Source organism: Oscillatoria sp. CS-180, assembly GCF_028330965.1.
GTDB lineage: Bacteria > Cyanobacteriota > Cyanobacteriia > Phormidesmidales > Phormidesmidaceae > Halomicronema.
In genome coordinates this window covers 64436-86250 of the sequence record NZ_JAQMUB010000097.1, presented here as the reverse complement: position 1 = coordinate 86250, position 21815 = coordinate 64436, and the positions used below count along the sequence as shown (strand labels likewise).

Here is a 21815-nt window from a genome sequence, read left to right as displayed (position 1 = left end):
TCAGACCCAAGCGCCCATCCCGGTTGCCCTGGCCGTCCCCGATCGCGTAGTCGTCATAATTCGATCGCGCCGCATAGTTGGGCAGCTTTTCACCGTCCTGGGTAAGGGTGAAATGCCCCTGGATTTCAGCCTTGTACTGATGCTCTGGAACCTGCGGGGGACAGAACCAGTGCGCAGCAATCGTCGCGTAGACCGCCCTGAAGATATGGGTGTAGAGGTTATCTTTATCGCTCCGGTTAGGCACCAGACCGCTGTAATACTCATCGCATTTCTGAGCGATCGCGAGGCTGTAGCGACGATTCACTGCCTGCTTGAGCTGCCGGGAAGACGCCCCCTGCTGTTTCAGGTCAGCGATCGCCTGTCCCGATTGCAGCTTTTTGATCGCCGTCAACACCTTCTTTGCTGGGGCTAGCGTAGGAATTTCTATAGTGATATCGACATCGTCAGCCTTCTTCGCCATCTGGCTAAAATTCAGGCTCCACGGCGACTTAAGCGAGAACTTTGAGAGTAAGATTTCACTGATGCGGCGACCGATGAGTACCGCCAAACCAGCTCCGACATCAGACCACTCATCGCTCTCTAGCAGGTTTTCAGCAATTTTGACCAGATGGTTAACCGCATCGGGATGCAGGTATTGCGTTTCTCGCCGCGCCACCCGACCCCGCTGCTGATCATTCAGCCTTCTATAGTCATCGGTCGAGAGGGCGACTAGCTCGATAGCGGGATGATTCGGCTCTAATACCTTTAACGCTTGGACGACATTAGAGCGATAATTTTTCTGCCTGGCTGGCGTATTCAGCATGCGTGAGGCGAACTCCTCTTCCAGTTCGCTGGCAAGTTCATGTGGCGTGATTTGCCCTTGCTCCAGCAGTGCTAGGTAGCGGCGGATAAATTGCTCTAGCCACTTGGTTGACGCTTTTCCAGCGGCGACAGCCAGCCAGTTCTCGGGAGGGGTAGTCGTCATCACGGAGAATGGAGTGAAGGGAGTAAATACTAACTAAAGGAATGTGAAGAGAAGCAGACCGATCAGCCACATGACTCCGACTTTGACACCGACCGCAACTCCAGCTTTAAGGCCATCCATCGCATCTAAATCGCGCCTGCCTTGAAAGTGTCAAAGTGTCGTTGAAGGGCCAAGAAGCCCTCTCTGAATAAAGTTAAGCATGACACTTCTGGGGCAACACTCCTCTACTATATCTTTTTTATCGAAATTGCGGCTTCCATATCCAAAAAAGATAATGCAAAATCAAACGGCGATGACGACTAGAAGCCCTACCCCGTTCGCCTCAAGTGTTAGGGAATAAAATAACACCCAATTCCCTTGACTCATTCCCTAACAAATCGAAGATTCAGAAGCCCTCGAACAGGCTTAACTGCACGGGCTTGGGGGGAGAAATGATGTCAATCCCTCCAGGGCGGGTAGAGCCAGCAAAATGCCAATCTCATCAGCGATCGCTTCCTTCAGCGCATCATCAATCGCGCCAAATTGCTGCAACCGATACCAGCGGCCTTTTGTGCCTTCAAAGTGATGCAACAAATCCTTCAAGCGCTTGTCCACTTCTTTTTCTTTGCCTTGCGCGGTCGAACTTCGGCCTGTGGATTAGGAGTGGTCGTGAACTTCACAACAGGGGTTTCGGGAGCAAACAAGTCCGGCTGCACGACTTGATCTGATTTCACGCCGTCATCCTTGCCTCTGGCGTTGGCGAAGCCTCTCGGAACGAGAATCGCACGGCTCTACAAGCCGCTAATTTTTGGCGAATCTCCGCTCGTGCGGCCAGTGCTTCAGGCGTATGGGGGTCGTAGACCGTAGTATCGGGCTGAAATTCTTCCAACTCCGCCCGACGCTCACCCGTGGTCCTTGCCAGTTCGATGATGCGATCAAGGGGCGGAAACCGAGGCTCACGCCGCATGCATAGCCGCACTCCACGCTCAAACTGAGCATCACTCAGATGCTCGAATTCGCCGTAGTAGCACTCGGCGAGATCATCGCTAATGCCCCGCCCGTAGTGCTCGCCCAGCAAATCAATCCATTTTCCGAAGAATTCTAAATCAAGCATTTTGCGCCTCCTGCTGTGCTTGTTTTTGTCGCATCCGTTTCACAAATGCCTGCCTGTCGATGCCATACTTCTTGCGCCGAACAGGTATCTCGCCCACCCCGGCGCGATCGCGCTTCCGTTGCAGCGCCAGCCAGCAATAGGGCGTCGGATGGTCAGAGTCCTCGGCCTTGCCCGTGAAGAACCGAATCCCATCGGGCGGAGATGTCGGTTGCTGCCCTGCCTGCACCTGGGCTAACTTGCTCTCGACGTAGTAAATCAGCCCTTCCTCCACCTCGGCGGGAGACATCTGGTGTTCCCCAGCCCACTCGCTAATCAGCCACGCATAACCGCGTCTGAATGCTTGCGGGTCGCAGTAGTGCCCCCGCAGTTGCACAATGAACGGTGCCCAGCGCTCTCGCAGGCGATCGCACCGCGACTCGAATTCCGGGTCCAGTTCCAGCCGCCGCTCGTAGGCGTCTGCTGCCTGCTTAGTCTTGCCCTTGGGCTTGCGTTTCTTGCGCTGAGACACGCCGTGCCTGGAACTTTTGCCCTCTCCCGAACCTTTAGGTTCTCCAGTCGGATTGCTGTGAAACGGTCTCGGGGAATCCGGCGTTGGCAAGCAATCTTCTGTTCGTCCGGCTTGCCCGATTGGAATAACTTTTTGAACAGGCGAAGGAGACAAGGTTCCCCCTTGGGGGGCTTGGGGGGTCTTTGGTTCTATTGATGGTTCTATTGATGGTTTAAATGACGGATTGGGTGATCCATCGATCACCCCTGAGATGATCTCCTGATCACCCCTGGGGTGATCCCCATTGCTCCCCTGGGGTGATCCATCGATCACCCCTAAAGCACCATCAGGGGTGTAATCTTTGCACCCCCGGATTGCATCTCCATCTTCGTCGGGGGTGTAATCTTTGCACCCCTGGTTTGTGCCTCCATCTTCGTTAGGGGTGTAATCTTTGCACCCCTGTTCAAGTTTCTGTTCTTTACCCGCTTTGTAGGCTTCGTAGCTTTGCTTGGGCTGTGCCTTACTCCAGTCAAACTTCAGGTGGGCGGGTTCGTTGTGAGTTGCAGGCTTCGTTTCGACAACAACGCCAGAGGCTTTAAGCCGTTTCAAGATGAGTTGCACGTTGCGTCGGGCATATCCGGTTTTCCAGGCAATGCGGTCAAGGGCGGGACGAATGCCCTCGCCATCGTCATGGGCATGGTCGGCCAAGGCCAGCATCACGGCCTGCTCTGGATGCGGAAACTCATGTTCCCAAACCTTCACCATCTGCAAAATACTCATTGCAATTTCGTTCCTTACTGTCGCTGCGAGCAGCGATCGCCCCCCACAAGAGAGAGATCGCCTGTGGTCATGCCAAACGGCGTCGGTCGAGGGGAGCAATCGAGAACCCCCGATCGCTCAAGAATTTGTGGCAGTCCCGACCGCCAGAAAACAGGCGGGACTGCCAAGGCGCTCCATTGACCCAGATATTGGCCCGACTGATGAGCAACTTGGCAGGATACTGAACGCCCGCATGTTCAACGGCCCACTTCAGCGGTCGATGATTGGGAGCGTACTGCCACCCGTAGGCGTTGGCAACGCCTACGGTGGCGGCAAACTTGCCATTGTCGAGGGCATAGGACAAATGCGGGTAGACGGTGATGGTGCCCTCTGGCGACCAAAGATGGCCCAGGCGTTCCGGGTAGCGGCCAGCCCAGTAGTGGATCAGCCACTTTTTCCAGTTAGCAGGAAGAACTTTCATTGTGCTCTCCCTGCTGCTTGGTGGGACTCACAACGACCAGATCCCAAGAAGCATTGGGCAACTGCTTAATCCGTTCAGAGATGGCCGTCAAATCAGCCGCGCCATCCAGCGTCAGATGCTCACGGATTCTTGCATCCGCCAGCAGCAGTTCATCACCTTTAGTCGCCAGGATGCCCACGGCAAGACCTTTTAAGGGATCAGGCAAGAAATCGTCAGTCGGCAAGATCATGACGAAGTAGCCTCGGCGTTGATATTCTCTCGCCAGTCTCTCTAGCCATTGTGTTTCCAGATCTGTGTGAAAAGTCGAGGTTTCCATTGACCACCTCTCCATAAAAAGGTCGCAGCATCAAAGCGAAAGCGATCAAGACAGGAGCCTCAATCGTCGTCATCGGCGAGGAGCGAGGCTAGCACCAACAGCGCCAGCACGACCTCACTCGTGTCGTCATCCATCAGTGCAACAAACATCTGATAGCGATCCAAAACGATTGCCACACCCACCGGGACAGTGATTCTCATGGCGCTCTCCTCAACAAATGCAAGGCTTCTAAGTTGGCGTCGGTGCGACGCTTCTGGTCTTCCCTAACGTTAGGCATAGAGTTGCCCAGACCAGGGGCATTCAGCGCCCCCGTGGTTGGTTCAATAAAGCTCTCGGCACGCGCCTCAATGATTTGCACCGGTGTCGGGTCTGGCGTGGGCAGTAACCGGACAAAATCCTGACCCGCCAGCGGTGCTTGGTTCCACAGATCGAGGGCCGTTAGCAATGCGGCCTCTGAAAGCGGTTGCCCAAACTTGCCCACCGCCTGCGCCTGGATTTCCCGCTCTGCATTCCGCAGCCGTTGCAACTGCTTTTGGTCAGCCTCCTGGGGGGAGTTGGCCCCGTGCTGATAGCTAAAGAAGCCTAAGTTGTTGGCCCCATTGCCGGGGTCAATGTGCCCGTGGTAGTCGGCATCGGGGTTTAGCTTGCGATCGACGGTGCCTTCCGCCTTGCCAATCGCCTTCATCAGCACCTCATCGCTGAGGGTAGGTTCTGTCAGGGCTACAGGTTCTGGGGCGGCGAGTCCGGTTTCCCACAGCGCCATAATTTCTCTTATGATGGGTAGCGTCTGGTCGCGGTTGGTACTTTCGCCGCCCTTGGGGGTGATCTCGACATGGAGATGTTCACCTGTACTGTTGCCCGTGCTGCCCTGCTCAGCAATGGGCTGACCCAACTTCACCGCATCCCCCGTCGCCACATAGACCTGGGCGAAATGGGCAATGAAGATTTCTGTGCCGTTGTGGCATTGGATATCGACGATGTTTCCATAGCCCCCATGCCAGCCGGTATCGATTACCGTTCCCCCGCAAGGCGCAGGGACATCCACCTGCACTGAATCAGTCGCCGGGTCCATCAGGGTGAGGTCATAGCTGCCCGGTGGCGATTCATCGAGAAAGTACGGGGTCACAATCCTCAACGGCACAAAGGCGAAGTGATCCCCCGGTGGCTGTAGCAGTGGCTCTATCTCAAAAATCGTCCAACTGGGAACGATAGTGCGACCGAAGGCCCTGATCTCCGGCGTAGCGAGGCGCATCCCCTCATGGAGCCAGACATCACTGACCTGATTGACCGGCGACACCAGCATGAAGGCAATGGGGGGCGCGACCGCCACGCCCACCAGTAGCCACCCCACCAGCCCGCTGTTCTGCTTGGCGGCCTGAAACGCCATGGGCGCAACTACCACGGCTTGACCTCCTGCAAGTCGAGTGTCTGGTCTAGAAAAAAGACTTTGTAGGTGAATTGACCTGGTGCCAGCGCATCCGAGACGGCTAGCACCCAAGCCAACGCAATCACGAAGAGCTTGAGTGCCATAGCGGTTACGGCTCCTCGGTTGACCATTCCCGCGTGTGGACGACCACCGGCATCTGACGGCCATCGGTGCCGACGATGGTGGCAGCGACATTCTCCGTCGGCTGGCGCGCGACATCAGCAGCGGCACGGCCCCAAGAACCGACATCTCCGGTTCGGACTTCGGCACTTCCCGGAGTGCCGACCAAAAGATGAGCAGCCCCGGAAATCAGGAACCAACTCGCGGCCATGCCACCGACCACGCCTAGTCCCCGCAAAATCGTTTTAGTGGGATGAGTCAGTGCCCACCAAACGCCATAGAAGCCCGTTGATATTTCACCCACAAAGGATTGCCGTTGATAGGTCACATTCTCCATTGGAATCGTTTGATATGGGTCGTTTCGTCTACCCATGAGTTCACCTCGTATGGTTAAGTTTGCAGTAGTTCCCAATCAGTCCCCAAGGGCTGGGGACTAGCTGGGGACTTGGGGACCATCGGGGACTCAGCCCAATCGCTAGAGTCCAATAAAATCAATAGTCCCCAGGTCCCCAGTCCCCAGCATTATTCGAGCCAGTCGGGAAAATCCTCCCAATCAGGCAGTACCCTGAAACCTTGCTTATCTGTGTCTGTCCATTCCGCGATAGCGGCGGCTACCAGTTCAGACAAAATGGAGCGAACATCCTCACGGGAATTGAAATCATTCTTGCGTCCCCAGTTCTGTTTGAGGGAATTAACGTCGCTTTGCCGATAGCCTTTTCGTCTTAGATAAGCAAGCAAATTAGCGGCGTCTTCATTACTTCTTAATTCGTCCCATTTGGGGTCGGGGTAACTGTTGTCATCTTCCTCAGAACTCGGTGCAGTTGGCCCTTCATAAAGCTGGTTCAGAGCGTCGATAAATTCTGGCGAGTCAAAGCGACGGGCAATCTGATCCCGCAGCTCTGCCAGCCTGCCTTTGACAATCACCTCATCCAGCGGGTCGTCATCCAAACCGAGGCCCAGATAGTCGAGCAGGTCGCTGATGTCTTGCTGCAATCGACCGGGGCTAATGGAATCTGGGATCGAGACCCGCTGAAAGTTTTCTTTAGTCGGCTCCGCCCCCGGCACTTTGAATTTGCCTTTCCCGCTCCAGGTCAGCTCGCCAAATTCATCAGCCTCACCTTTGACCTGTAGGACGGCGGCGGTTTTCATCAGTGAGGCCAGCGCCCCGGTTTCCAGATTCCCCCCGGCAGTTCCTTTTTTATCGCCGTGCAGCAGCAGGATAATGGCATTGCCACATTTGCGAGCCTGTCGGATCGCGTGGGAAGCGATGGGGGCGGTCAGCACTCTCAGCTCATCCGGTTCGGAGGGGTCAGACCAACCAGTAAATTCATCCACGATGATGGTTTGGCGCTGCCGCTTGTCGCTCTGGTAGGGGGCGTAGCCTACCTTGAGTTTTTCCCACGCGATCGCGATTTGCTCCCCCGGTGCCACTTTGGTCAACGTGGTGGAGCCGTAGAGCTTGCCCGTGCTCCAGGTGCCCTGACTCAGGTTGTTGTCTCCATGGGGGTCAAGAATCGCCACCGGCCAACTCCAGAGTAGGAGGCGCATGACGGCGATCGCGTTGGCAATGGTGCTCTTGCCCGACCCACTGGGACCAATGATGACGACTGAGAAGGCTTGCATACAGGACTTGAGCCACGGGCAAGCAGAGAGCAGCGTCAGGATTTTTTGCTGGACGCTAGCCAGCACTTCATCTTCCGGGGGGAACAGCGCTAAGGTCTTGCCGCCAGGCAAGGCGGCTTGCACGACCGACTCCGGTTTGACGCCACGGGGTTCTGAGTCGCTGAGCCAGAGCCCTAAGCCCGATGTCGTCAGGCCAGCGACAAACAGCCCTAGCCCCAAGCCCCGCCCCATCAGGCCGTCTTGGGGCACGATGACCGCCTGCTGCAAGGAGCCATATCGATGAATGGCCCTGAGTTGGTCGGCTTGCTGAAACTGGGGGTTCTGATAAGCCATGACGCCCCCGCCAACCATCAGCGACAGCCCCAAACCGGACAGGCTGCGGGCCGTCCAGCGCTGGTGTGAAGTCGATAAGTATTTCATCAGTTGGCATCCTCCTCCAGGTTGGCGGCATCGCCCGGTTGGGTCGCTGGTGCTGCCTGGAGCTTTTGCAGTTCCAACTGCGCGGACGGCATCATCTGCTTCAGCAGATAGACGGCATAGCGCTGATTGGTTAGCCCTTGCAGCGTTTCGGTGCCGTTGGTGCGGGTGTATTGAACGGGAAACAAGGCTCGCATCGCGGCGTGGTAGCGCACCGTGCCCTCTAGCATCTGCATCGGGTCGTCTTCAGTCACCCCAGCCCGGTACATCTCGACGGCATCCCCGGCGTAGCGCAGGATCACGCATTCCCAGTCAGCCAGCACCGCTAAGCAGCCCTTCAGGTCAATATCAGCAGCCGGGTCGTTGAGTTCGACATTGCCCTCTGCCGCTTCCTTTTTGGCAAACTCAGTCAGCCGTTCGGACTCGCGGGCAATCGGGTAATCCAGGTCTTTCGAGATCTGGAGCTGGAGCCAGCGGTCATACTCGGGCAGGATGTCTCGCATCTTGACAGCGGCGATTGCGGGGTCGGTGCTCTCGTCGATGCCTGCCAGGGCCAGCGGGTCAAACGTGACCATGTTGTAGTCAGACACGTTAGACTCGACGGATTCTGGCTCAGCGGTTCTGAAACCACTGGCGACGATCAGGCCGATTCCCACCAGGGCAGCGATCGCGATGGGAACTCCCAAAACCAACCGCTGAGGGGCATTCTGGATTTTTTTGTAAGCGAGGGCAATTGGCCCCGGTGCGGCTTTCTGGAGGGCGATGGGGGAGAGGGAATCAACGGGTTCTTGTGACATGATGTGGATGCTCCTGAGAGAGAAGAATCAGCGATCTCGGCGATTATTCACGGCTTTAACTGCCGCCAGCGCCAGCAGCGTGAGGCAGTAAGCCCAGGCGAGGGCGTGAATCACGGGCGCGAGCCAGTTCAGCACCACCAGGCCAGCCGAGATCAGCACCGCAGCGGCGATACCCTGTCCGGCAATCAGGGTTGGGGAAGCGTCGTAGAGATAACGAACCCACCAGGTCCAGCCGTCCCAGCCATCGAGGGCACGGTGCTTGAGGTCGATCCACTTGCGCCCAAGCCAGTGCTTGAAGCTGATTCGTTTAATGCGCCAGGAAAGGGGGAGTCGCATGATGGTTAAAGCTCCGGTTGTTCGCCTCGAACGGGGGACTCGTCCGCGATCGCTCGGATGAGTTGCTGTCCGATGTCCAGCAAGGTTCTGCCTTGATACTCCAGACCGCGATAACTGGCCTCATAGATAGAGAGATGGTCATTGCGCTCGACGGCAATGCCCGCCTCGGCAAAGAGGGCGTTCAGCCCGTCAAGCGTGAGTGAGCGGTTCTGAGTTGTCGGCATCATTACTCCAAGTGCTCATTGAGACAGTCAATTGCGGTATCGATGCTGGCAGCAGCGGTCTCTAGGTAAGCGTCCTGAAGGTCTCCGGCCAGACAGTATTCGAGATAACCCAGTTCGATGACCAGGCGTTTAGCCATCGCTCTTAGGCGACGTTGATTAACGGTGGAACGAGGGATAGATGCAGAAATTGTTGGCATGAGAAGTCTCCTTTCTGGGAGAAGTTGACGGTAGATCGAGGGCGGCTCTAGGCAGAGAAAACAGCAGGCTCAGGCAAACTCAGGTCCTGCAGCAGACTGTCGGCTTTCTCGCCCAGAAAATGAGGCACATGGCCGTGCCTCAGAAGTTGCTGAAAATCAGCGATCGCTTCGTTTAGCTCTGAGCTGTCGTAGATGCGCGGGACCAGGGATTCTGTCATGATCCAGAAGCGCTGATAGTCCTGGAGGGCGGGAGCTAACGTCGTAGCGGTTGAGGCATTGGTGGGCATCGTTTGAGTTCCTAAAGTTTTCGTCCGTTTTTCCGGCCTTTAAGTTGGCGCTCAAGCTGCCGGGCTTCTTGTTCTGAATCGCAGAGCCAGAGACGGACTACGGTAAATGCGATTCTTCGGTCCTTGGCAACCTTCAGCAGCTTGGGTTCTGGATTGCTCTGGTGTCGTTTCAGGCGTTCTAGAAGGTTGGCGGCGCTGCCGAGATAGTGCTGGCAGGTATGCCTTGGACTGATGGGTCACTCGAAGTGGAGCAGATAGCAGCCCGGTCGGGATACAGCATCGCCGCGATCGCTGCCGTGCGCCCGTGCTTCTCGACTAATGCGTTTCCCACGGCACCGAGGCCGTGTTGGTCAACCAGTGTGTTCAGGGTGGCCTCAAGGTCGAGCGTTGCGGTGGATTGGGGGTTGAGGGTCGTTGTGGTCATAGATTTTGGGGGTAGAGAGCAGGAAGGGAAGGGCGATCGCAAGGGCGATCGCTCCCAGAAAAAGGGGGAAGCTTACGAAGCGCTTGCGGTTTGGGCGGCGGCTTGGGGCTTTCCCAGGTCTTGCAATAGCTCCATCGACTCTTTCAATTCAGTGGCTTGCTCGCTCTGCTGGTAGGCCATCTCACGAGACTTGCGGCGATAATGCTGAGCTTGGGCCTTCAGGTCATCAACCTTTTCTGTAACCTTTTCGTGGGCCTTCTTTGACTGTCTGAGCTTCTGTTGGCGGCGGACAATGTCAGCATTCATGCCTTCAATCAATCGATCGACATGGTCGATGAATTGATCGACAACAGCCATAGGGTCATCAATGTCAATGCAAGTCACCGAGTTGTCCCTGAAATTTTCCAGGGAGTAAGACTGCTGGCTGAGGTCAGGAAGAATGAGAGGCGTACTGTGGTTACCAACCTCGACAGAAACGGGTACCGAAACGGCCTCTTCAAAAAGATCAGGAACTTTTGCTTGTGAAGCCCTGTTACGAGGTTCGCCTGCATACCGAAGAAGAATGTCGCGCTCCTCGTCGTTGAAGTAACGGGTCTTGCCAATAATTTCGCCAACTTCTCCACCTTCGGCTTGCTTTGCCTGACGCAGCCATTCTTGGACAGCCCTTTTATTGACTCCATGAGCCGCAGCAATGGAGGCCAAAGTGTGTGGTTTGAGTACGTTTTGCATATGTCTCACTTATGAAAACACCAATGTGTTGCATACGTTCTTTGCATGCGATTTCTGTTCTTTGAATGTGAATCTAGCACACTTTTCATAGATGTGTGCTATTTTTGTGGTGCTAGTTCCAAAAAACATATGCCTATGACAAAATTGTTCGCATGTATACACGCGAATGACATGCCTGAAACGCTTCGGATCAATTTCATATATATGAGACCTGAGATCATGGAGCGCTTCAACAGTGCCTCAGAGCATGTTGGATGGCCTTACAGAACGCTCGTTCAGCAAGTCATCCATGCTTTTTTTGGAAAACATAGGGCCTTTTACATTGAAGCTGCCATCAAAGATGCCGAAGCACGGGGCATGCAGGAGTCCGACTACTATCGAATTTTGAGAGATGAGTCGGAGGATGAGTTGAACCGCTACATATCTGGTCGTCCGGGTTTTGGGCCTGCTCCCCTTGATCCTATTGAACCAATATCTACAAGTAGTGAGTTCAAGCAAAAGTACAACACAATCACTTTGAGCAACTACAACTATGTCTTGCTTCGGGTTGCTCGAATTGTGGATACAGGTCCACTCACACAGGTGGTTTCTCGTATAGTCGATTATCACTTCTCAAATTATTGGGAGTCGAATTATCTCTTCCAAATTGAAAGGGATCAAGCTTGCAAGTTTAAGTAGCAGAGACAGTCACAAGTCAAATTGCCAAAGATCTCTTGAAAGAAGCCATCGCAACTTTAGATAGGAGAGACATCATGAATGAATCCGCTGTCAACAAAGCGCTATCAGCCATATTGAGTACCTTGGGGGTACCTGACACGACATTGCATCAAGAAGCACTTGAGGCTTACCAATCCGGTGATGCCGATAAGCTGCGATTACTCGCTGCAACTAATCTAGGGGATCACTTTTGCCGCAGCTTGGGTTATGCCGTCTCTGCTAAAACCAAACCGGGACTGCCGACGGTAGCCGTCGTATTGGCTGAAGCCGCTAGGGCCGCTGCCGACTTTACACGGGAAAGGGAGATGCAGAAGTTGAGCAAAGCGATCGCAGACGCCTTGGAATCTCAACCCGATATGGCAACCGTTTAACAGAGCAGATGTGGTGCATATGTAGTGCGCGCTTGCAGCATAGTGTCTCTCATATGCAACGCATACCATGAAACATATGGTGATGTTGTAAATGACGGATTGGTCCATATCAAACCTGCCTGCATAGGGGCAGCAGACAGATTAATATCTTGACCGCATGGGCGATCGCATCGAGCAGATAGCCGCTGGTTTGCCAGTGGAACGGATGCAGAAAATCGAAGACTTCTGCAAGTTGGGAAACGAGATCGCAGCCGTTAACCGAGCTTTTGAAACGACAACTCGCGGTCGGATCGTCGTGAGATACAGCGTCTACAGGAAGCCAATCAGCGCGGCCCTGGTGAGTTTTGAGCCGCAGACCGAATTTTCTTAAACGAACGTCTTCAGGACGAATGCGATTGTTGATCGGCATTTGACCGCTCAGTAAGACGACAAGATTTAGAGCCAGTAACCATATTTCGCCTTGCCATCACCCAGACAGGGGTGGGGCTCGTGTTGTCGTGCCAATTTTCATTCCCCTTCAAGTCGCCAGCGGCGGCTCACTCTTTGACCTACCTATCCAGAAAGGAGTTGTATTCATGAACATCACCCAGCTAATCTTTTTGCGTCCCCGACGAGAGACACCACAGTCTTATAAAGACGAGGGCCATTCCCTCGAAATCGGCCTGATTCCTTTGCAGGCAGGGGATACTCGCCGCTGGGACGACGAGGTGTGGCAGGTTGCTCACATCGAAACCTATGCCCCCTCCATCGTGACCAATAACCGCTTCCATGTAGCGGTATTGACGCCTGATGGCACCATTGCCAAGCCCAATCCGCTGCGAGTCGGCGACCATCGCTTGATGTATCTGTGCATCAGCAACGAAGACTTTGCTTTGGCTTGGCCTGAGCCTAACGAATGCTTGCCCGAAGTTGGTTGTGAAGCTCCTCCGTTGGAAGGCTGGCAGGTAGAGCGGATGCAGGAGTTTGTGAGCGATCGCCCCGAAGCTCTCTATGATCGCGTCCTCGTGTGTTGGTGCATTCCGATCCAGGCAACAGCCAACTCCACTGCAGCTTAATTTGGGTTTCCATAGTGTTAGGGAATATATTTATCCTCTGAGATGTCGTTTGTTCCCTAACACTTTTGGAATACGCAGCGCGATTGCGATTCGAAGATTAATTCAGCGTTAGGATGGAGCGGCGGCTGAGCGACTTCAGCACACAGATTTCGGTAAGGTGGCAACCTCGATCCAGCATCCAGCAGGAGGGCGATCTGAATGATTCAGGGACTCGAAAAACCCAAAGCTTCAGAAGACAAGGTCACTTTTTACTGTGATCGCACCTGGGAGCAGTTCAAGTATCTTCAGAAGGGTTTAGAGGGCTCTCCCGGTGTGCGTCTATTCTTTTACGAGGGAGTGGTTGAAGTCCTCATGCCAGGGCAGCTCCATGAGATTTTCAAGAGAGTCATTAGCTCTCTACTAGACGCTTTTTTCTTACCCTTCAATATCAATGTGACGCCGACCGGATCAGTCACTCAAGAGCAAGAAGGGGTCGCTGCTGCACAGGCAGATGATTCATTCTGTTTTGGAGACGTTAAACCGATTCCAGACCTATCGATTGAGGTGATTTTCACCAGTGGCTCCATCGCTAAATTGAAGCGTTACCAAGCGTTAGGAGTACCTGAAGTGTGGTTCTGGGAAGATGGGCTTTTCACCCTACATCGCTTGGGTGAAAATGGGTACATCAGAATCGATAAGAGCCAGATTCCTCAACTGGAGCAGTTGGACATCGCTCTGTTATCCCGCTGTGTCTTAGTGGGCGAAACAGACTGGCTGGCAGCCGTTCGGACATTCCGAGAAGAGATTGAAAATGACGCAAGCACTCGATAAGCCAATTAAACGCATCACCTGGACGCGCGATCGCTACATTGCGGCTTATCGTGCTGGCTTACTACCGGAGCCAACTGAACTCATTGCCGGGGATATCGTCGAAGTGCCAACGCCCGACCCAGTCCACGAAACTGCCATTCGATTGCTGATAAAGCTACTCCAGCAGGCGCTATCGGAGCAGCGTGAACTAACCTGCGAAAAAGGTACGCCTATTGCGCTATCACCGAATGACCAACCAGCCGCCGATTTGGTGATTATCCCAGATGCCCCCCTGCGGTTTATCGAAGATCACCCCACGCCTGATGACGTCTACCTGGTGGTCGAAGTCGCCAACTCACATCCAGAGCGCGATCGCAAAATCAAGCTTCCCCAATATGCTGCGGGCAACATTCAGGACTATTGGGTTGCCGACTTGCAACGCCGCGAATTATTGGTGTGCCGTCATCCAGTAAGTCGTGACTATACCCTCAAGCAGGTCTGGCAAGGCGAACAAATTAGCCTGTTGCGATTGCCTGAGATTCACATTAACCTGAAGCCGTTTCAGGATTGGTTGGCGGGGTTAGACAGCTAAAAAATGACTTACAACAACGAACGACTCGACCGAATTGAAGCCCAGCAAGAAATAAATGCTTAGACAATCGCAAGGATCTCTGAGCAGCAAGAGGCCAACATCCAGGCGATCGCTGCTCTCGCTGAACAATTAACTATCTGGCGGCTTCCACCGATCAAACCAAGAGTGCTCGTCTAGCCAGTAACTACCGGGCCGTTTACGACTGGTGCGACAAGGAGAACGAAACCATTACGGATGAGGCCCGCAAGTATCGCCCCGCCCTATTCGTGAACAAGGGCAAGCGGGAGGTGATTGAGCTGCCGCCGTTGGGTGAATTTGGTTTTGACAAGTTGGAGCCCAGCCAGCCCTACGACTTCGAGGAATTCAAAGCTTATGAGTATGCCGGGGCCAGAAGCCTCGATCAGGCGCTGCTGATGGCCTCCAAAGAGCAGGTAGAGCGCACCAGCCTGTTGCCAAGGCGATCGCCAAATGCGGCCCAAACTGCCATCAACAATGGCTTGGGCTGAGGCGCGATCCAAACCTACCAAAGCAATGGGAATGTGGCTGTCGCCGTCGATCCAAAGGTTTTGCCCAAAACCGAAGGAGCACCGACTTGCCCGATTTGCGGGGATACGCTTAAGCCCAACGGCAAGGGTCGGGGCAAGTAAACCGGCCTGAAGCAGTTCGCCTGCCGCAGACAGGATCACACTTCCCAGATGAGTGAAAAGACCTACTATCAGAGTTGCTAAGAGGCTACTGCAGGAGTGAGAGACCCCTTGTTATGGAATCTAACACCGTACTCTAAGCGTGATAGTTGTGGTCTTGGTGCAACTCTACCCCTACTTCTGAGAGATGTCAGGGAATTTACATTTGACCTGCACTTCGAAGCTGCCTTCAGCGGAACCTTCAGCAAGAATCGGGAAACCACTTTTGCCAGAAACTTTGAGGTTGAACTTTAAGCAAATTTCTTCAACTTGTGCATCCCCTAAATCCTTAAATGCCCCTAATGCATACTTGGCATAGCCGCGAATTGTATCATGAACGTCTTTTAACTTAACCGTGATCTCATCTTGCAATCCATAAGATTCTCTATCATCATCTATTGGTTCCGGGAGAGATAGCTCGGAATATTCAGAATACTCGACAATCATTGAGTAGCGTGTTCCATCTTCTTCTTCGAGTATGAATGGCTTTAAATCAGACATAGAAAGGCAGCCTCAATCATTTGTACTGGCATCCAAGTGTAAAACTTTATACGATGGAACGTAATATTCGCAATTTACATCAATGCCTAGATATGCACTCATCATTGGAATCTCTGACTACTCGCCCCCTTTTACAAGGTTAAGCAAGACTGAAGGGGACGCTGAAACTCTAGCTGAAACATTAACGAAATATGGAGACTTCCAAGATGTAAAACTATTAAAAGGAAAGGTTACGTACCAGCAACTATGTCAGGAAATCAAGACTTTTGGGCAGCGTGCTGATGGCACTGAGGCACTGCTCTATTTCACAGGTCATGGCTTCCCTGTATCTAGAGGGCTCGGAGGTGTAGAAGTTCACCTAGCTGCTTCTGACTGTCTGGTAAAGCTTGATAGTAATAGGGATATAGTTTCTCAAGAAAGAGGTCTCTCCCTCAGCGAATTAAACAATTTTATTCAAGATACTAGTTTGAGTAGCCTGGCTATATTTCTTGACTGCTGCCATGGTGGCTCTGCTATAGAGGATAGCTGGATAATATCTGCACTAAGTGCAATACAAAAAAGAAATTATTTTTTACTCGCTGCTTGTAGAGAATTTGAGCAAGCTTGGGCATCTAAAAGTTCACAGCATAGCGTGTTCTCTGGTGCTTTATTTCAAGGACTTTCTCAAGATAATGCTGATAAAAGCAGTGGGGAAATTAGCTGTGATTCATTATTTTCTTTTGTCAAAAAAGCCTTAAGGGGCTCGGGTCAAGAACCTATTAGCCTTGCGGTAGGTGGACATCTCAGAATTGTCACTTATCCATGTGAACAAGATATAGATAAGCATATGCTGCTACGACATCAGAATTCTGCAGACATCTCCGATGTTTCCAAAGGTACAAAGATTATGGAATTAAAGATGCAAGCTGGAGAAATTTTTAGCCAGAATATAGACCATACTAAAGACTGTGTAGCATCTGCGGAGGCAATTGGTATTGCTTGGCTTCAAAAGCATAAATCAGACAGGGCAACAGCTCAATATGAACACATTAGAATGCTAGTAAGAACCGAGTGCATAGAAGCTTTTAATGCAACCAATAAGGATGATGAAGAGTTTGGAGAAGAGATGTTTAACTATGTTTGGAATAAGCTCAAAACACTTTATCAGATAGATGAAAAGAATCTATTCGGCTGTAGATTTGAACATTTACTTGGCTTTGCTGGAATTTTGACTGAGGAATGCAAGGTCTGGTGGAGTAAAACTTTTGATATCCGAGAAAATTTATAGAAATGGAGCTTTTTTATTCACTTTTAGAACTTGACGAAAATGACGATCTTCATCTGAGCAGATTGTTAATTTTGATTAGGGCATTTTCAGGAAGAAATAATCTAAAAACTATTGATGGTCTTACCAAGTTAGCTAAACTCGATTTTCTCCTTAGATATCCTGTTTACCTTGATCGTGCGATTGAAAAATGGATTAAGAAAGACCGTCCGGACGTCAATATTCAAGACTATGAGCGTAAAAGCATTGAGTCAAGCATGGTTAGATTTCGCTATGGGCCGTGGGATTTTAGATATAGACGACTGCTGAATATACTGGTAGCAAAAGGATTAGTGCGTGTTAACAGTGATGGAAAAACAATTCAAATAGGGTTGACCAGCTCAGGTTTAGAGATGGCTAATGAGCTTGCTTCTAGTGATATATTTAGCGACTTTTCAGAAAGAGCAAGTATCTTAAAGAAACATTTTGACTGGAAAGCTAGAACACTCATGGAGCGTATATACGAGACTTTTCCGGAAATTGCGACCCTTCGCTATGGAGAGCCTATAGAATGATGGAAATAAAAGTCTTAAGCTTAACTTTACAGTGCCGGAGAAGGCCTATTGTTATTGATTTCAGCGATCATATAACTTTTTTTCATGGTCCTACTTCTGTAGGGAAATCTTCGATCGGAAAATTTATAAGCTTCTGCTTTGGCGGAGACTATGTTTCTGGTCATGCATTTGACCAGGAGCTAGTTTCTGTCATGCTTTCTGCTCGTATTAATAATAATGAGGTTTATTTTGAAAGAGCTGCAAGAAGATCGAGACAAGTACAGGTAACCTGGCGAACACCTTCGGATGAAGTTATAAGTGTCTTAGCTCCAATTGACCCGGAATCCACCCCAATAATTGAGAATTCTGTTTATAACCTGAGTGACTTATTGTTTTTCTTAGTTGGTTCTGAACCGATTATGGTCAAGCGGAGTAAATTTGATGAAGGGTCTCCACTTATTCGCCTAAGTTTTAGAGATATTTTCTGGTACTGCCATCTTGTCCAAACAGATTTGGACTCATCCTTTTTTAATTTAGAACATCCATTTAAAAGGCTTAAGAGCCGCGATGTAATGCGTTTCTTTGTAGGACTTTATAGTGATAAATTAAACGGGCTGGAGATTGAAATAGAGGAAGTTAGAAAACAAAGAATTGGACGATTAGAAGCAGCCAAGCAAGTAACGGAATTCCTACGACAATTCGGTTATTCATCGACAAACTTAATTAGTGAAGAGGTTGACAGCCTTCAACAAGAATTAGATGAATCAAAATCATCTCTGACATCCTCTAGGCAAAGCTATCTAAGTGAAACTCATTTTGCTGATGAGCTTAGAAGTCAACTCAGAGAGTTATCGAGACAAATATCTAACGAAGAAATATCTTCACAAGATTTATTGGATAAAATCGCTGATCAAGAATCATTAAAGGCTGAACTAATTTCAACTAAAGTCAAACTCACGCGCGTAGATATTGCCTCGCCTGTGCTCTCCAAAGTGACATTTGAACTATGCCCATGCTGCGGAACTAGTGTAAATAGCCCTAGCTATCCTGAAGAAGGAAGATGTACGCTTTGTGGACGCTATCCTACTTTTCATGAAGAAGCTTCTACCAATATCCAGGCCCGAAATAATCTCACTCTCAGTGACATAAACTTACGTATTTCTGAACTAGACAGATCTATTAGTAAGCACCGAGAAGCGTTACTAAATCAAGAGGATTTAATAGCTCACTACAAATCAGAAAAAGCCATTTTGGATCGAAGGCTAAGTGAAGAGCTTACACAGTATGATTCGGCTTATTTATCCCAAACTCGCGAAATAGAACGGCATATAGCAACCTTAGAAGAAAAAATACGAAATTTAGAGAAAGTCTCCCAATTGCCAGAGGCAATTTCAAACTTAGAGAGAGAAATAGCAGATCTATCCAATAAAGAAGACGAATTAATAGAAGAGATAAAACAAGAAAAAAATAGTTTAACGGAGGTAGACAGAAGAGTTTCTAAGATTGAAAGTTATTTTCTAGAAGCCTTGATTGAAACTGACATTCCATATATTGATCAAAATGATAGGGTTGAAATCAATCGAACGACTTGGATTCCCTCTATTATCAAAAGTGAATCTCCGGAAGAGAAGCAGGATTTCTACAGCGTCTCAGATGGGATTAGACCTCTTTGGAACATTGATTATGCCCTAGCTGTCCACAGAGTCTCTGAAGAATTTCATCTTCCGTTGCCAACACTCTTGATTATTGATAGCCCTATGAAGAACATAGGAAATCGTTTAGACAGAGATATCGTTATAAACTTTTACAAGTATTTATATCAGCTTTCAGAGGGGCCACTAGCAAACACTCAGTTTTTGATCATGGATCAAGAGTTTATTGAGCCAGATGATCAAGATCTTGATCTTTCTGAAAGACTCATGACACGTGATGACCCTAGTTACCCACCCTTGATTCCATATTATCAAGAACCTCAGTGAGGCCAATACACTCAGTTGCGTCGAAACTAATACAAGCTCGTATTTCTTGATGTTGGCAAAGCGCCTTAGCCCAGTACCACCCTGTAGATTTTTAGTCCCTAGCCTGATTAAGCTCAAGAAACTTTAACCACTGTTCCGCCAATACTTTTAATAACCCATCGCATCTCATAAAAGCCATTCCTCGAATTCAACTGCAAAAAAAGTCGCATGTCCACGTTCTAAAGTCTTCGGGTATTACTTTGTTGCCGATATAAGCTCAAATACATGGATTCTCTATATCACGGCAGCCTGAACCACCTCTTGCTGCCGAACTTGCAAAATACCTTTCGCGGTCTCTTCAGCCGCTGTTTGGGCTAGCACTTGCCAATCATCCTCAGTGAACATTTTCGCCAACATGGAGATCGCTTGCGATCGCACAGTTTTCTGCTCAGGAGCAATCTGCTGGGCATCTTCTGCCAGTAAAGCCTCCAGCCAGGTGGCTTGTTCGGGGGTGGGCTGCTGAAGATGCTCAAACAGTCGTCGTTGAGCTTCGATGTAGACGGCCTCGAAGCTCAAGCCCAATTTCCAAGATTGCAGCCATGCTTTCAGCTTTGGCAACAAAATCGATAGCAGCTGCACCTGACGGCGCTGCTGACGAAAAGCGGCTGGGGTCACAGTGGCTAACTGTTCAACGTAGCCTTTTAAGCCCAGACCGGCTTCAACCTGCCCGCCGCACTCGGCTTCAATCGCCTCCGTTTCTCGCACCCAGGCGTCATCGTTGAGCAAATCCAGTAAGTTGCCCGTTTTTTCGAGGTGCTGAGCCAAAATCTCGTCGTTCATGGAAGCTGCCTAACGTTGTAATGCCGGGTATTCGAAGTATACCAATCCGTCTTTATCCGGGTCGGGGCCATAGTCGGCCATATTGTTGAGGTGATAAAAGGCTTCAGTTCCAGGGAGTGAGTGCAGGCCGACGCGCCCCCCGTATCCAAGTTCTACGCTGCGCTGACGGGCCAGCAAAAGGAGTGTTCGCCCCACGCCTGCCAGGTAGGGGGGATCTTCAATGGGCCGACGATTCCACGGGGCCGAAGCCAGGTACTCAACGTAGACCAGGGGCGATCGCGCTGACAACCACAATCGGTGCCACTGGGTTTCCAGTAGCATGACGCCCTGCACCAGCTCCTCCCACTCAATGGCGTAGGCTTCGTAGCAGCTATCGTTCACAGCTAAGCGCAGTTTGTAGGCCCAATCCCAACTGATAACGGGTTCCTGAGCGGCTTGGAGAATGGCTCGCCAAAAGATATCAATTTGCTCCACATGTGCCAGCGCGAGGGTACAGAAGGTGGCGGTTACGGTTTCGTTGGGCGACTTTTGGAGCGAAACAGGGCGGAACATAGAGGCCGTAATGCTGACGTTTCATAGCCTATCAAGGTCTAGTCTGGACACAGCGGCGGATAACAAAGAAAAACTTTCAGTAAAAATAACTCTTATGATTGAGCAAAACCGCCTGTTTTCAGTCGTGGAATCCCATCCTTTCTGCTTAGAGGATACTTGCTCAAGGACTGAAGATCTCCTCATCCATTATGAGGATTAGTACTCAACGTGATTGATAAAGCTGACATCGAACACCGCGATCGCGTGCTGCGAGCTTACTTTGAAGGGCGCGATTGGGACGGGAACAACGAACACGCGCTCAAACGTAAATTGGTGATGAATAGCCCTGAGCTTTTGCCTGACTATGCCTTCATCATTGATGACGAATGGGAGGCTGAGCAAAATCGAGGAGAACAAGGCAAAGGCGATTTGATTTTCACCAATGGTGAAGGCTGCTTTGCTGTAGTGGAGGTGAAGTGGATTGATCTAGAACGTACCGGCAAACAAGTTCGCACTCGACGAAATGAGAAACGCCAGAATGTAACAGCGCAGGCGGAAAGGTATCGCAATGTCTTGGCCACAAAGCTAGGTTCAAATTTTCACGTTGAAGGGTACTACTTCACGAGTGATGATGAAACGCAAGTCTTCAAAATCTGAAGCCTGGAAGCTGTCTAATTTAAGCAGCATTTTCCTCTAGGAAGCCGGAAAGTATTGCTGATATTGAAGTGCGACGTTATTTGCGAAGCGATCGCGGACCTCCTCTGGCCCCAAAATTGCGCAATTAGCCCCATAGCGGCGCACTTCCCGAAAGAACCAGAACGTAGAGTGGATGCGCCTGACCACCTGGCGCACTTGCTGGTCAGGCAACCACTCGTTCACCAAATCAGTATCTGTACGGGTGCGATAGCCAAATGCGAGTTGGTTCAGCAGGTGAAATTCAACTTCTATGTGGCCCAGTTCTGGTTGCCAGTGGCCTTCAGCAGGAGAAATGGTGGCCTCACTGGGAATGCGGTCAATGCAGAGCGACCAGTTGTGTTGCAAAGGTGCTATGTCGTGGTTACCTTCGGTTTCATCGCACCAGCGATCCAGATACTGCCGGTCTTCATGGCGCTCAATTTTGGCATAGCGAATGGTTAAGGTCATTAATTCGATCTGCAGCGTCCTGATAAGTCAGGCAAAAAGGGCGCTGCCGCCGAATAAAGTCATCGAGATGGACTCGCCAGGGAGCACTGGGTTGCTCTAACCATTGCTCAATTTTCTGGCGAAGCGGAATGTTCAGTTCACTCCGTTCAACGAGCAAT

The 21815-nt window shown here is 51.0% G+C and carries 35 protein-coding genes; 9 read left to right on the top strand and 26 right to left on the bottom strand.

All coding sequences use genetic code 11. The annotated features are described in order from the left end of the window. The 20 genes from PN498_RS26800 to PN498_RS26710 form a co-directional block, all read right to left on the bottom strand. Positions 1-964 (bottom strand): protelomerase family protein (locus PN498_RS26800; protein WP_272066531.1); only part of this gene is annotated, 964 nt, incomplete at its 3' end. A gap of 405 nt (positions 965-1369) precedes the next feature. Further along, the gene (locus PN498_RS26795) at positions 1370-1558 is read right to left on the bottom strand and encodes a hypothetical protein (RefSeq protein WP_272066530.1); all 189 of its coding nucleotides are present in this window, start codon (positions 1556-1558) and stop codon (positions 1370-1372) included. Next, on the bottom strand, positions 1543-1677 hold the full coding sequence (locus tag PN498_RS26790) for a hypothetical protein (protein ID WP_272066529.1): 135 nt from the start codon (positions 1675-1677) through the stop codon (positions 1543-1545). Before PN498_RS26790 ends, PN498_RS26795 begins: the two co-directional genes overlap by 16 nt. Next, positions 1674-2057, bottom strand: coding sequence for a hypothetical protein (locus tag PN498_RS26785; protein WP_272066528.1), 384 nt, complete (start codon positions 2055-2057; stop codon positions 1674-1676). The genes PN498_RS26790 and PN498_RS26785 overlap by 4 nt, the downstream gene beginning before the upstream one ends. Beyond that, entirely contained in the window at positions 2050-3324 is a 1275-nt protein-coding gene (locus PN498_RS26780) for a hypothetical protein (RefSeq protein ID WP_272066527.1), read from the bottom strand. The genes PN498_RS26785 and PN498_RS26780 overlap by 8 nt, the downstream gene beginning before the upstream one ends. A gap of 67 nt (positions 3325-3391) precedes the next feature. After that, the gene (locus PN498_RS26775) at positions 3392-3784 is read right to left on the bottom strand and encodes a hypothetical protein (RefSeq protein WP_272066526.1); all 393 of its coding nucleotides are present in this window, start codon (positions 3782-3784) and stop codon (positions 3392-3394) included. Continuing rightward, positions 3765-4100 (bottom strand): hypothetical protein, encoded by a 336-nt coding sequence (locus tag PN498_RS26770; RefSeq protein ID WP_272066525.1) that lies wholly within the window; start codon positions 4098-4100, stop codon positions 3765-3767. The genes PN498_RS26775 and PN498_RS26770 overlap by 20 nt, the downstream gene beginning before the upstream one ends. 59 nt (positions 4101-4159) lie before the next feature. Further along, positions 4160-4300, bottom strand: coding sequence for a hypothetical protein (locus PN498_RS26765; protein ID WP_272066524.1), 141 nt, complete (start codon positions 4298-4300; stop codon positions 4160-4162). Continuing rightward, positions 4297-5502, bottom strand: a complete 1206-nt coding sequence (locus PN498_RS26760; RefSeq protein WP_272066523.1) for a M23 family metallopeptidase — start codon at positions 5500-5502, stop codon at positions 4297-4299. Before PN498_RS26760 ends, PN498_RS26765 begins: the two co-directional genes overlap by 4 nt. Continuing rightward, a complete protein-coding gene (locus PN498_RS26755) occupies positions 5496-5630 on the bottom strand; it encodes a hypothetical protein (protein ID WP_272066522.1) in 135 nt (44 codons plus the stop codon). The genes PN498_RS26760 and PN498_RS26755 overlap by 7 nt, the downstream gene beginning before the upstream one ends. 5 nt (positions 5631-5635) lie before the next feature. Then, positions 5636-6019, bottom strand: coding sequence for a hypothetical protein (locus PN498_RS26750; protein ID WP_272066521.1), 384 nt, complete (start codon positions 6017-6019; stop codon positions 5636-5638). Positions 6020-6168: 149 nt separating this feature from the next. Next, positions 6169-7689, bottom strand: a complete 1521-nt coding sequence (locus PN498_RS26745) for a hypothetical protein (protein WP_272066520.1) — start codon at positions 7687-7689, stop codon at positions 6169-6171. After that, entirely contained in the window at positions 7689-8483 is a 795-nt protein-coding gene (locus PN498_RS26740) for a hypothetical protein (RefSeq protein WP_272066519.1), read from the bottom strand. Before PN498_RS26740 ends, PN498_RS26745 begins: the two co-directional genes overlap by 1 nt. Positions 8484-8510: 27 nt before the next feature. Continuing rightward, positions 8511-8819 (bottom strand): hypothetical protein, encoded by a 309-nt coding sequence (locus PN498_RS26735; protein ID WP_272066518.1) that lies wholly within the window; start codon positions 8817-8819, stop codon positions 8511-8513. 5 nt (positions 8820-8824) lie between these two features. After that, positions 8825-9046 carry a hypothetical protein gene (locus PN498_RS26730; RefSeq protein WP_272066517.1) on the bottom strand — a complete coding sequence of 74 codons (222 nt, stop codon included), beginning with the start codon at positions 9044-9046 and terminating at the stop codon, positions 8825-8827. Next, complete coding sequence (locus tag PN498_RS26725) at positions 9046-9240, bottom strand: hypothetical protein (RefSeq protein WP_272066516.1); 195 nt, start codon at positions 9238-9240, stop codon at positions 9046-9048. The genes PN498_RS26730 and PN498_RS26725 overlap by 1 nt, the downstream gene beginning before the upstream one ends. Before the next feature lie 47 nt (positions 9241-9287). Beyond that, a complete protein-coding gene (locus PN498_RS26720; protein ID WP_272066515.1) occupies positions 9288-9527 on the bottom strand; it encodes a hypothetical protein in 240 nt (79 codons plus the stop codon). An 11-nt stretch (positions 9528-9538) separates the two neighbouring features. Further along, positions 9539-9700, bottom strand: a complete 162-nt coding sequence (locus PN498_RS28690; RefSeq protein WP_442951452.1) for a hypothetical protein — start codon at positions 9698-9700, stop codon at positions 9539-9541. 5 nt (positions 9701-9705) lie between these two features. Next, positions 9706-9951: a hypothetical protein gene (locus PN498_RS26715; RefSeq protein WP_272066514.1), complete on the bottom strand. Its 246-nt coding sequence runs from the start codon at positions 9949-9951 to the stop codon at positions 9706-9708. A 72-nt stretch (positions 9952-10023) separates the two neighbouring features. Further along, positions 10024-10680, bottom strand: coding sequence for a hypothetical protein (locus PN498_RS26710; RefSeq protein WP_272066513.1), 657 nt, complete (start codon positions 10678-10680; stop codon positions 10024-10026). A 219-nt stretch (positions 10681-10899) separates the two neighbouring features. Here PN498_RS26710 and PN498_RS26705 point away from each other — a divergent pair, with 219 nt between their 5' ends. Both PN498_RS26705 and PN498_RS26700 read left to right on the top strand, forming a co-directional pair. Then, on the top strand, positions 10900-11358 hold the full coding sequence (locus PN498_RS26705) for a hypothetical protein (RefSeq protein ID WP_272066512.1): 459 nt from the start codon (positions 10900-10902) through the stop codon (positions 11356-11358). A 74-nt stretch (positions 11359-11432) separates the two neighbouring features. Continuing rightward, positions 11433-11768, top strand: a complete 336-nt coding sequence (locus tag PN498_RS26700) for a hypothetical protein (protein WP_272066511.1) — start codon at positions 11433-11435, stop codon at positions 11766-11768. A gap of 109 nt (positions 11769-11877) precedes the next feature. Here PN498_RS26700 and PN498_RS26695 read toward each other — a convergent pair whose 3' ends face one another. After that, positions 11878-12177, bottom strand: coding sequence for a hypothetical protein (locus tag PN498_RS26695; RefSeq protein WP_272066510.1), 300 nt, complete (start codon positions 12175-12177; stop codon positions 11878-11880). Between the two features lie 166 nt (positions 12178-12343). Between PN498_RS26695 and PN498_RS26690 the strand changes: the two genes are divergently transcribed. The 3 genes from PN498_RS26690 to PN498_RS26680 all read left to right on the top strand — a co-directional run bounded on the left by PN498_RS26690 (position 12344) and on the right by PN498_RS26680 (position 14204). Further along, a complete protein-coding gene (locus PN498_RS26690) occupies positions 12344-12823 on the top strand; it encodes a hypothetical protein (protein ID WP_272066509.1) in 480 nt (159 codons plus the stop codon). 198 nt (positions 12824-13021) lie between these two features. Continuing rightward, on the top strand, positions 13022-13633 hold the full coding sequence (locus PN498_RS26685) for a Uma2 family endonuclease (RefSeq protein ID WP_272066508.1): 612 nt from the start codon (positions 13022-13024) through the stop codon (positions 13631-13633). Continuing rightward, positions 13614-14204: a Uma2 family endonuclease gene (locus tag PN498_RS26680; protein WP_272066507.1), complete on the top strand. Its 591-nt coding sequence runs from the start codon at positions 13614-13616 to the stop codon at positions 14202-14204. The genes PN498_RS26685 and PN498_RS26680 overlap by 20 nt, the downstream gene beginning before the upstream one ends. A 260-nt stretch (positions 14205-14464) precedes the next feature. On the opposite strand, the gene PN498_RS26675 is transcribed toward PN498_RS26680, so the two are convergent. Next, a complete protein-coding gene (locus tag PN498_RS26675; protein WP_272066506.1) occupies positions 14465-14890 on the bottom strand; it encodes a hypothetical protein in 426 nt (141 codons plus the stop codon). Positions 14891-15022: 132 nt separating this feature from the next. Then, the gene (locus PN498_RS26670) at positions 15023-15388 is read right to left on the bottom strand and encodes a CU044_2847 family protein (protein ID WP_272066505.1); all 366 of its coding nucleotides are present in this window, start codon (positions 15386-15388) and stop codon (positions 15023-15025) included. Positions 15389-15470: 82 nt separating this feature from the next. Between PN498_RS26670 and PN498_RS26665 the strand changes: the two genes are divergently transcribed. From PN498_RS26665 to PN498_RS26655, 3 genes are read left to right on the top strand one after another with little or no spacing between them, the layout of a single operon-like run. Then, complete coding sequence (locus tag PN498_RS26665; RefSeq protein WP_272066504.1) at positions 15471-16655, top strand: caspase family protein; 1185 nt, start codon at positions 15471-15473, stop codon at positions 16653-16655. 2 nt (positions 16656-16657) lie between these two features. Beyond that, positions 16658-17206, top strand: coding sequence for a hypothetical protein (locus tag PN498_RS26660; RefSeq protein WP_272066503.1), 549 nt, complete (start codon positions 16658-16660; stop codon positions 17204-17206). Further along, complete coding sequence (locus PN498_RS26655; RefSeq protein ID WP_272066502.1) at positions 17203-19164, top strand: AAA family ATPase; 1962 nt, start codon at positions 17203-17205, stop codon at positions 19162-19164. Before PN498_RS26660 ends, PN498_RS26655 begins: the two co-directional genes overlap by 4 nt. 273 nt (positions 19165-19437) lie before the next feature. On the opposite strand, the gene PN498_RS26650 is transcribed toward PN498_RS26655, so the two are convergent. Together PN498_RS26650 and PN498_RS26645 are read right to left on the bottom strand one after the other, a co-directional pair. After that, positions 19438-19983, bottom strand: a complete 546-nt coding sequence (locus tag PN498_RS26650) for a hypothetical protein (protein WP_272066501.1) — start codon at positions 19981-19983, stop codon at positions 19438-19440. A gap of 9 nt (positions 19984-19992) precedes the next feature. Then, the gene (locus PN498_RS26645; RefSeq protein ID WP_272066500.1) at positions 19993-20535 is read right to left on the bottom strand and encodes a GNAT family N-acetyltransferase; all 543 of its coding nucleotides are present in this window, start codon (positions 20533-20535) and stop codon (positions 19993-19995) included. Between the two features lie 207 nt (positions 20536-20742). On the opposite strand from PN498_RS26645, the gene PN498_RS26640 reads away from it, so the two are divergent. After that, positions 20743-21171, top strand: coding sequence for a hypothetical protein (locus PN498_RS26640; protein ID WP_272066499.1), 429 nt, complete (start codon positions 20743-20745; stop codon positions 21169-21171). Positions 21172-21207: 36 nt separating this feature from the next. On the opposite strand, the gene PN498_RS26635 is transcribed toward PN498_RS26640, so the two are convergent. Continuing rightward, positions 21208-21657: a hypothetical protein gene (locus PN498_RS26635; protein ID WP_272066498.1), complete on the bottom strand. Its 450-nt coding sequence runs from the start codon at positions 21655-21657 to the stop codon at positions 21208-21210. Between the last annotated feature and the right edge of the window lie 158 nt (positions 21658-21815).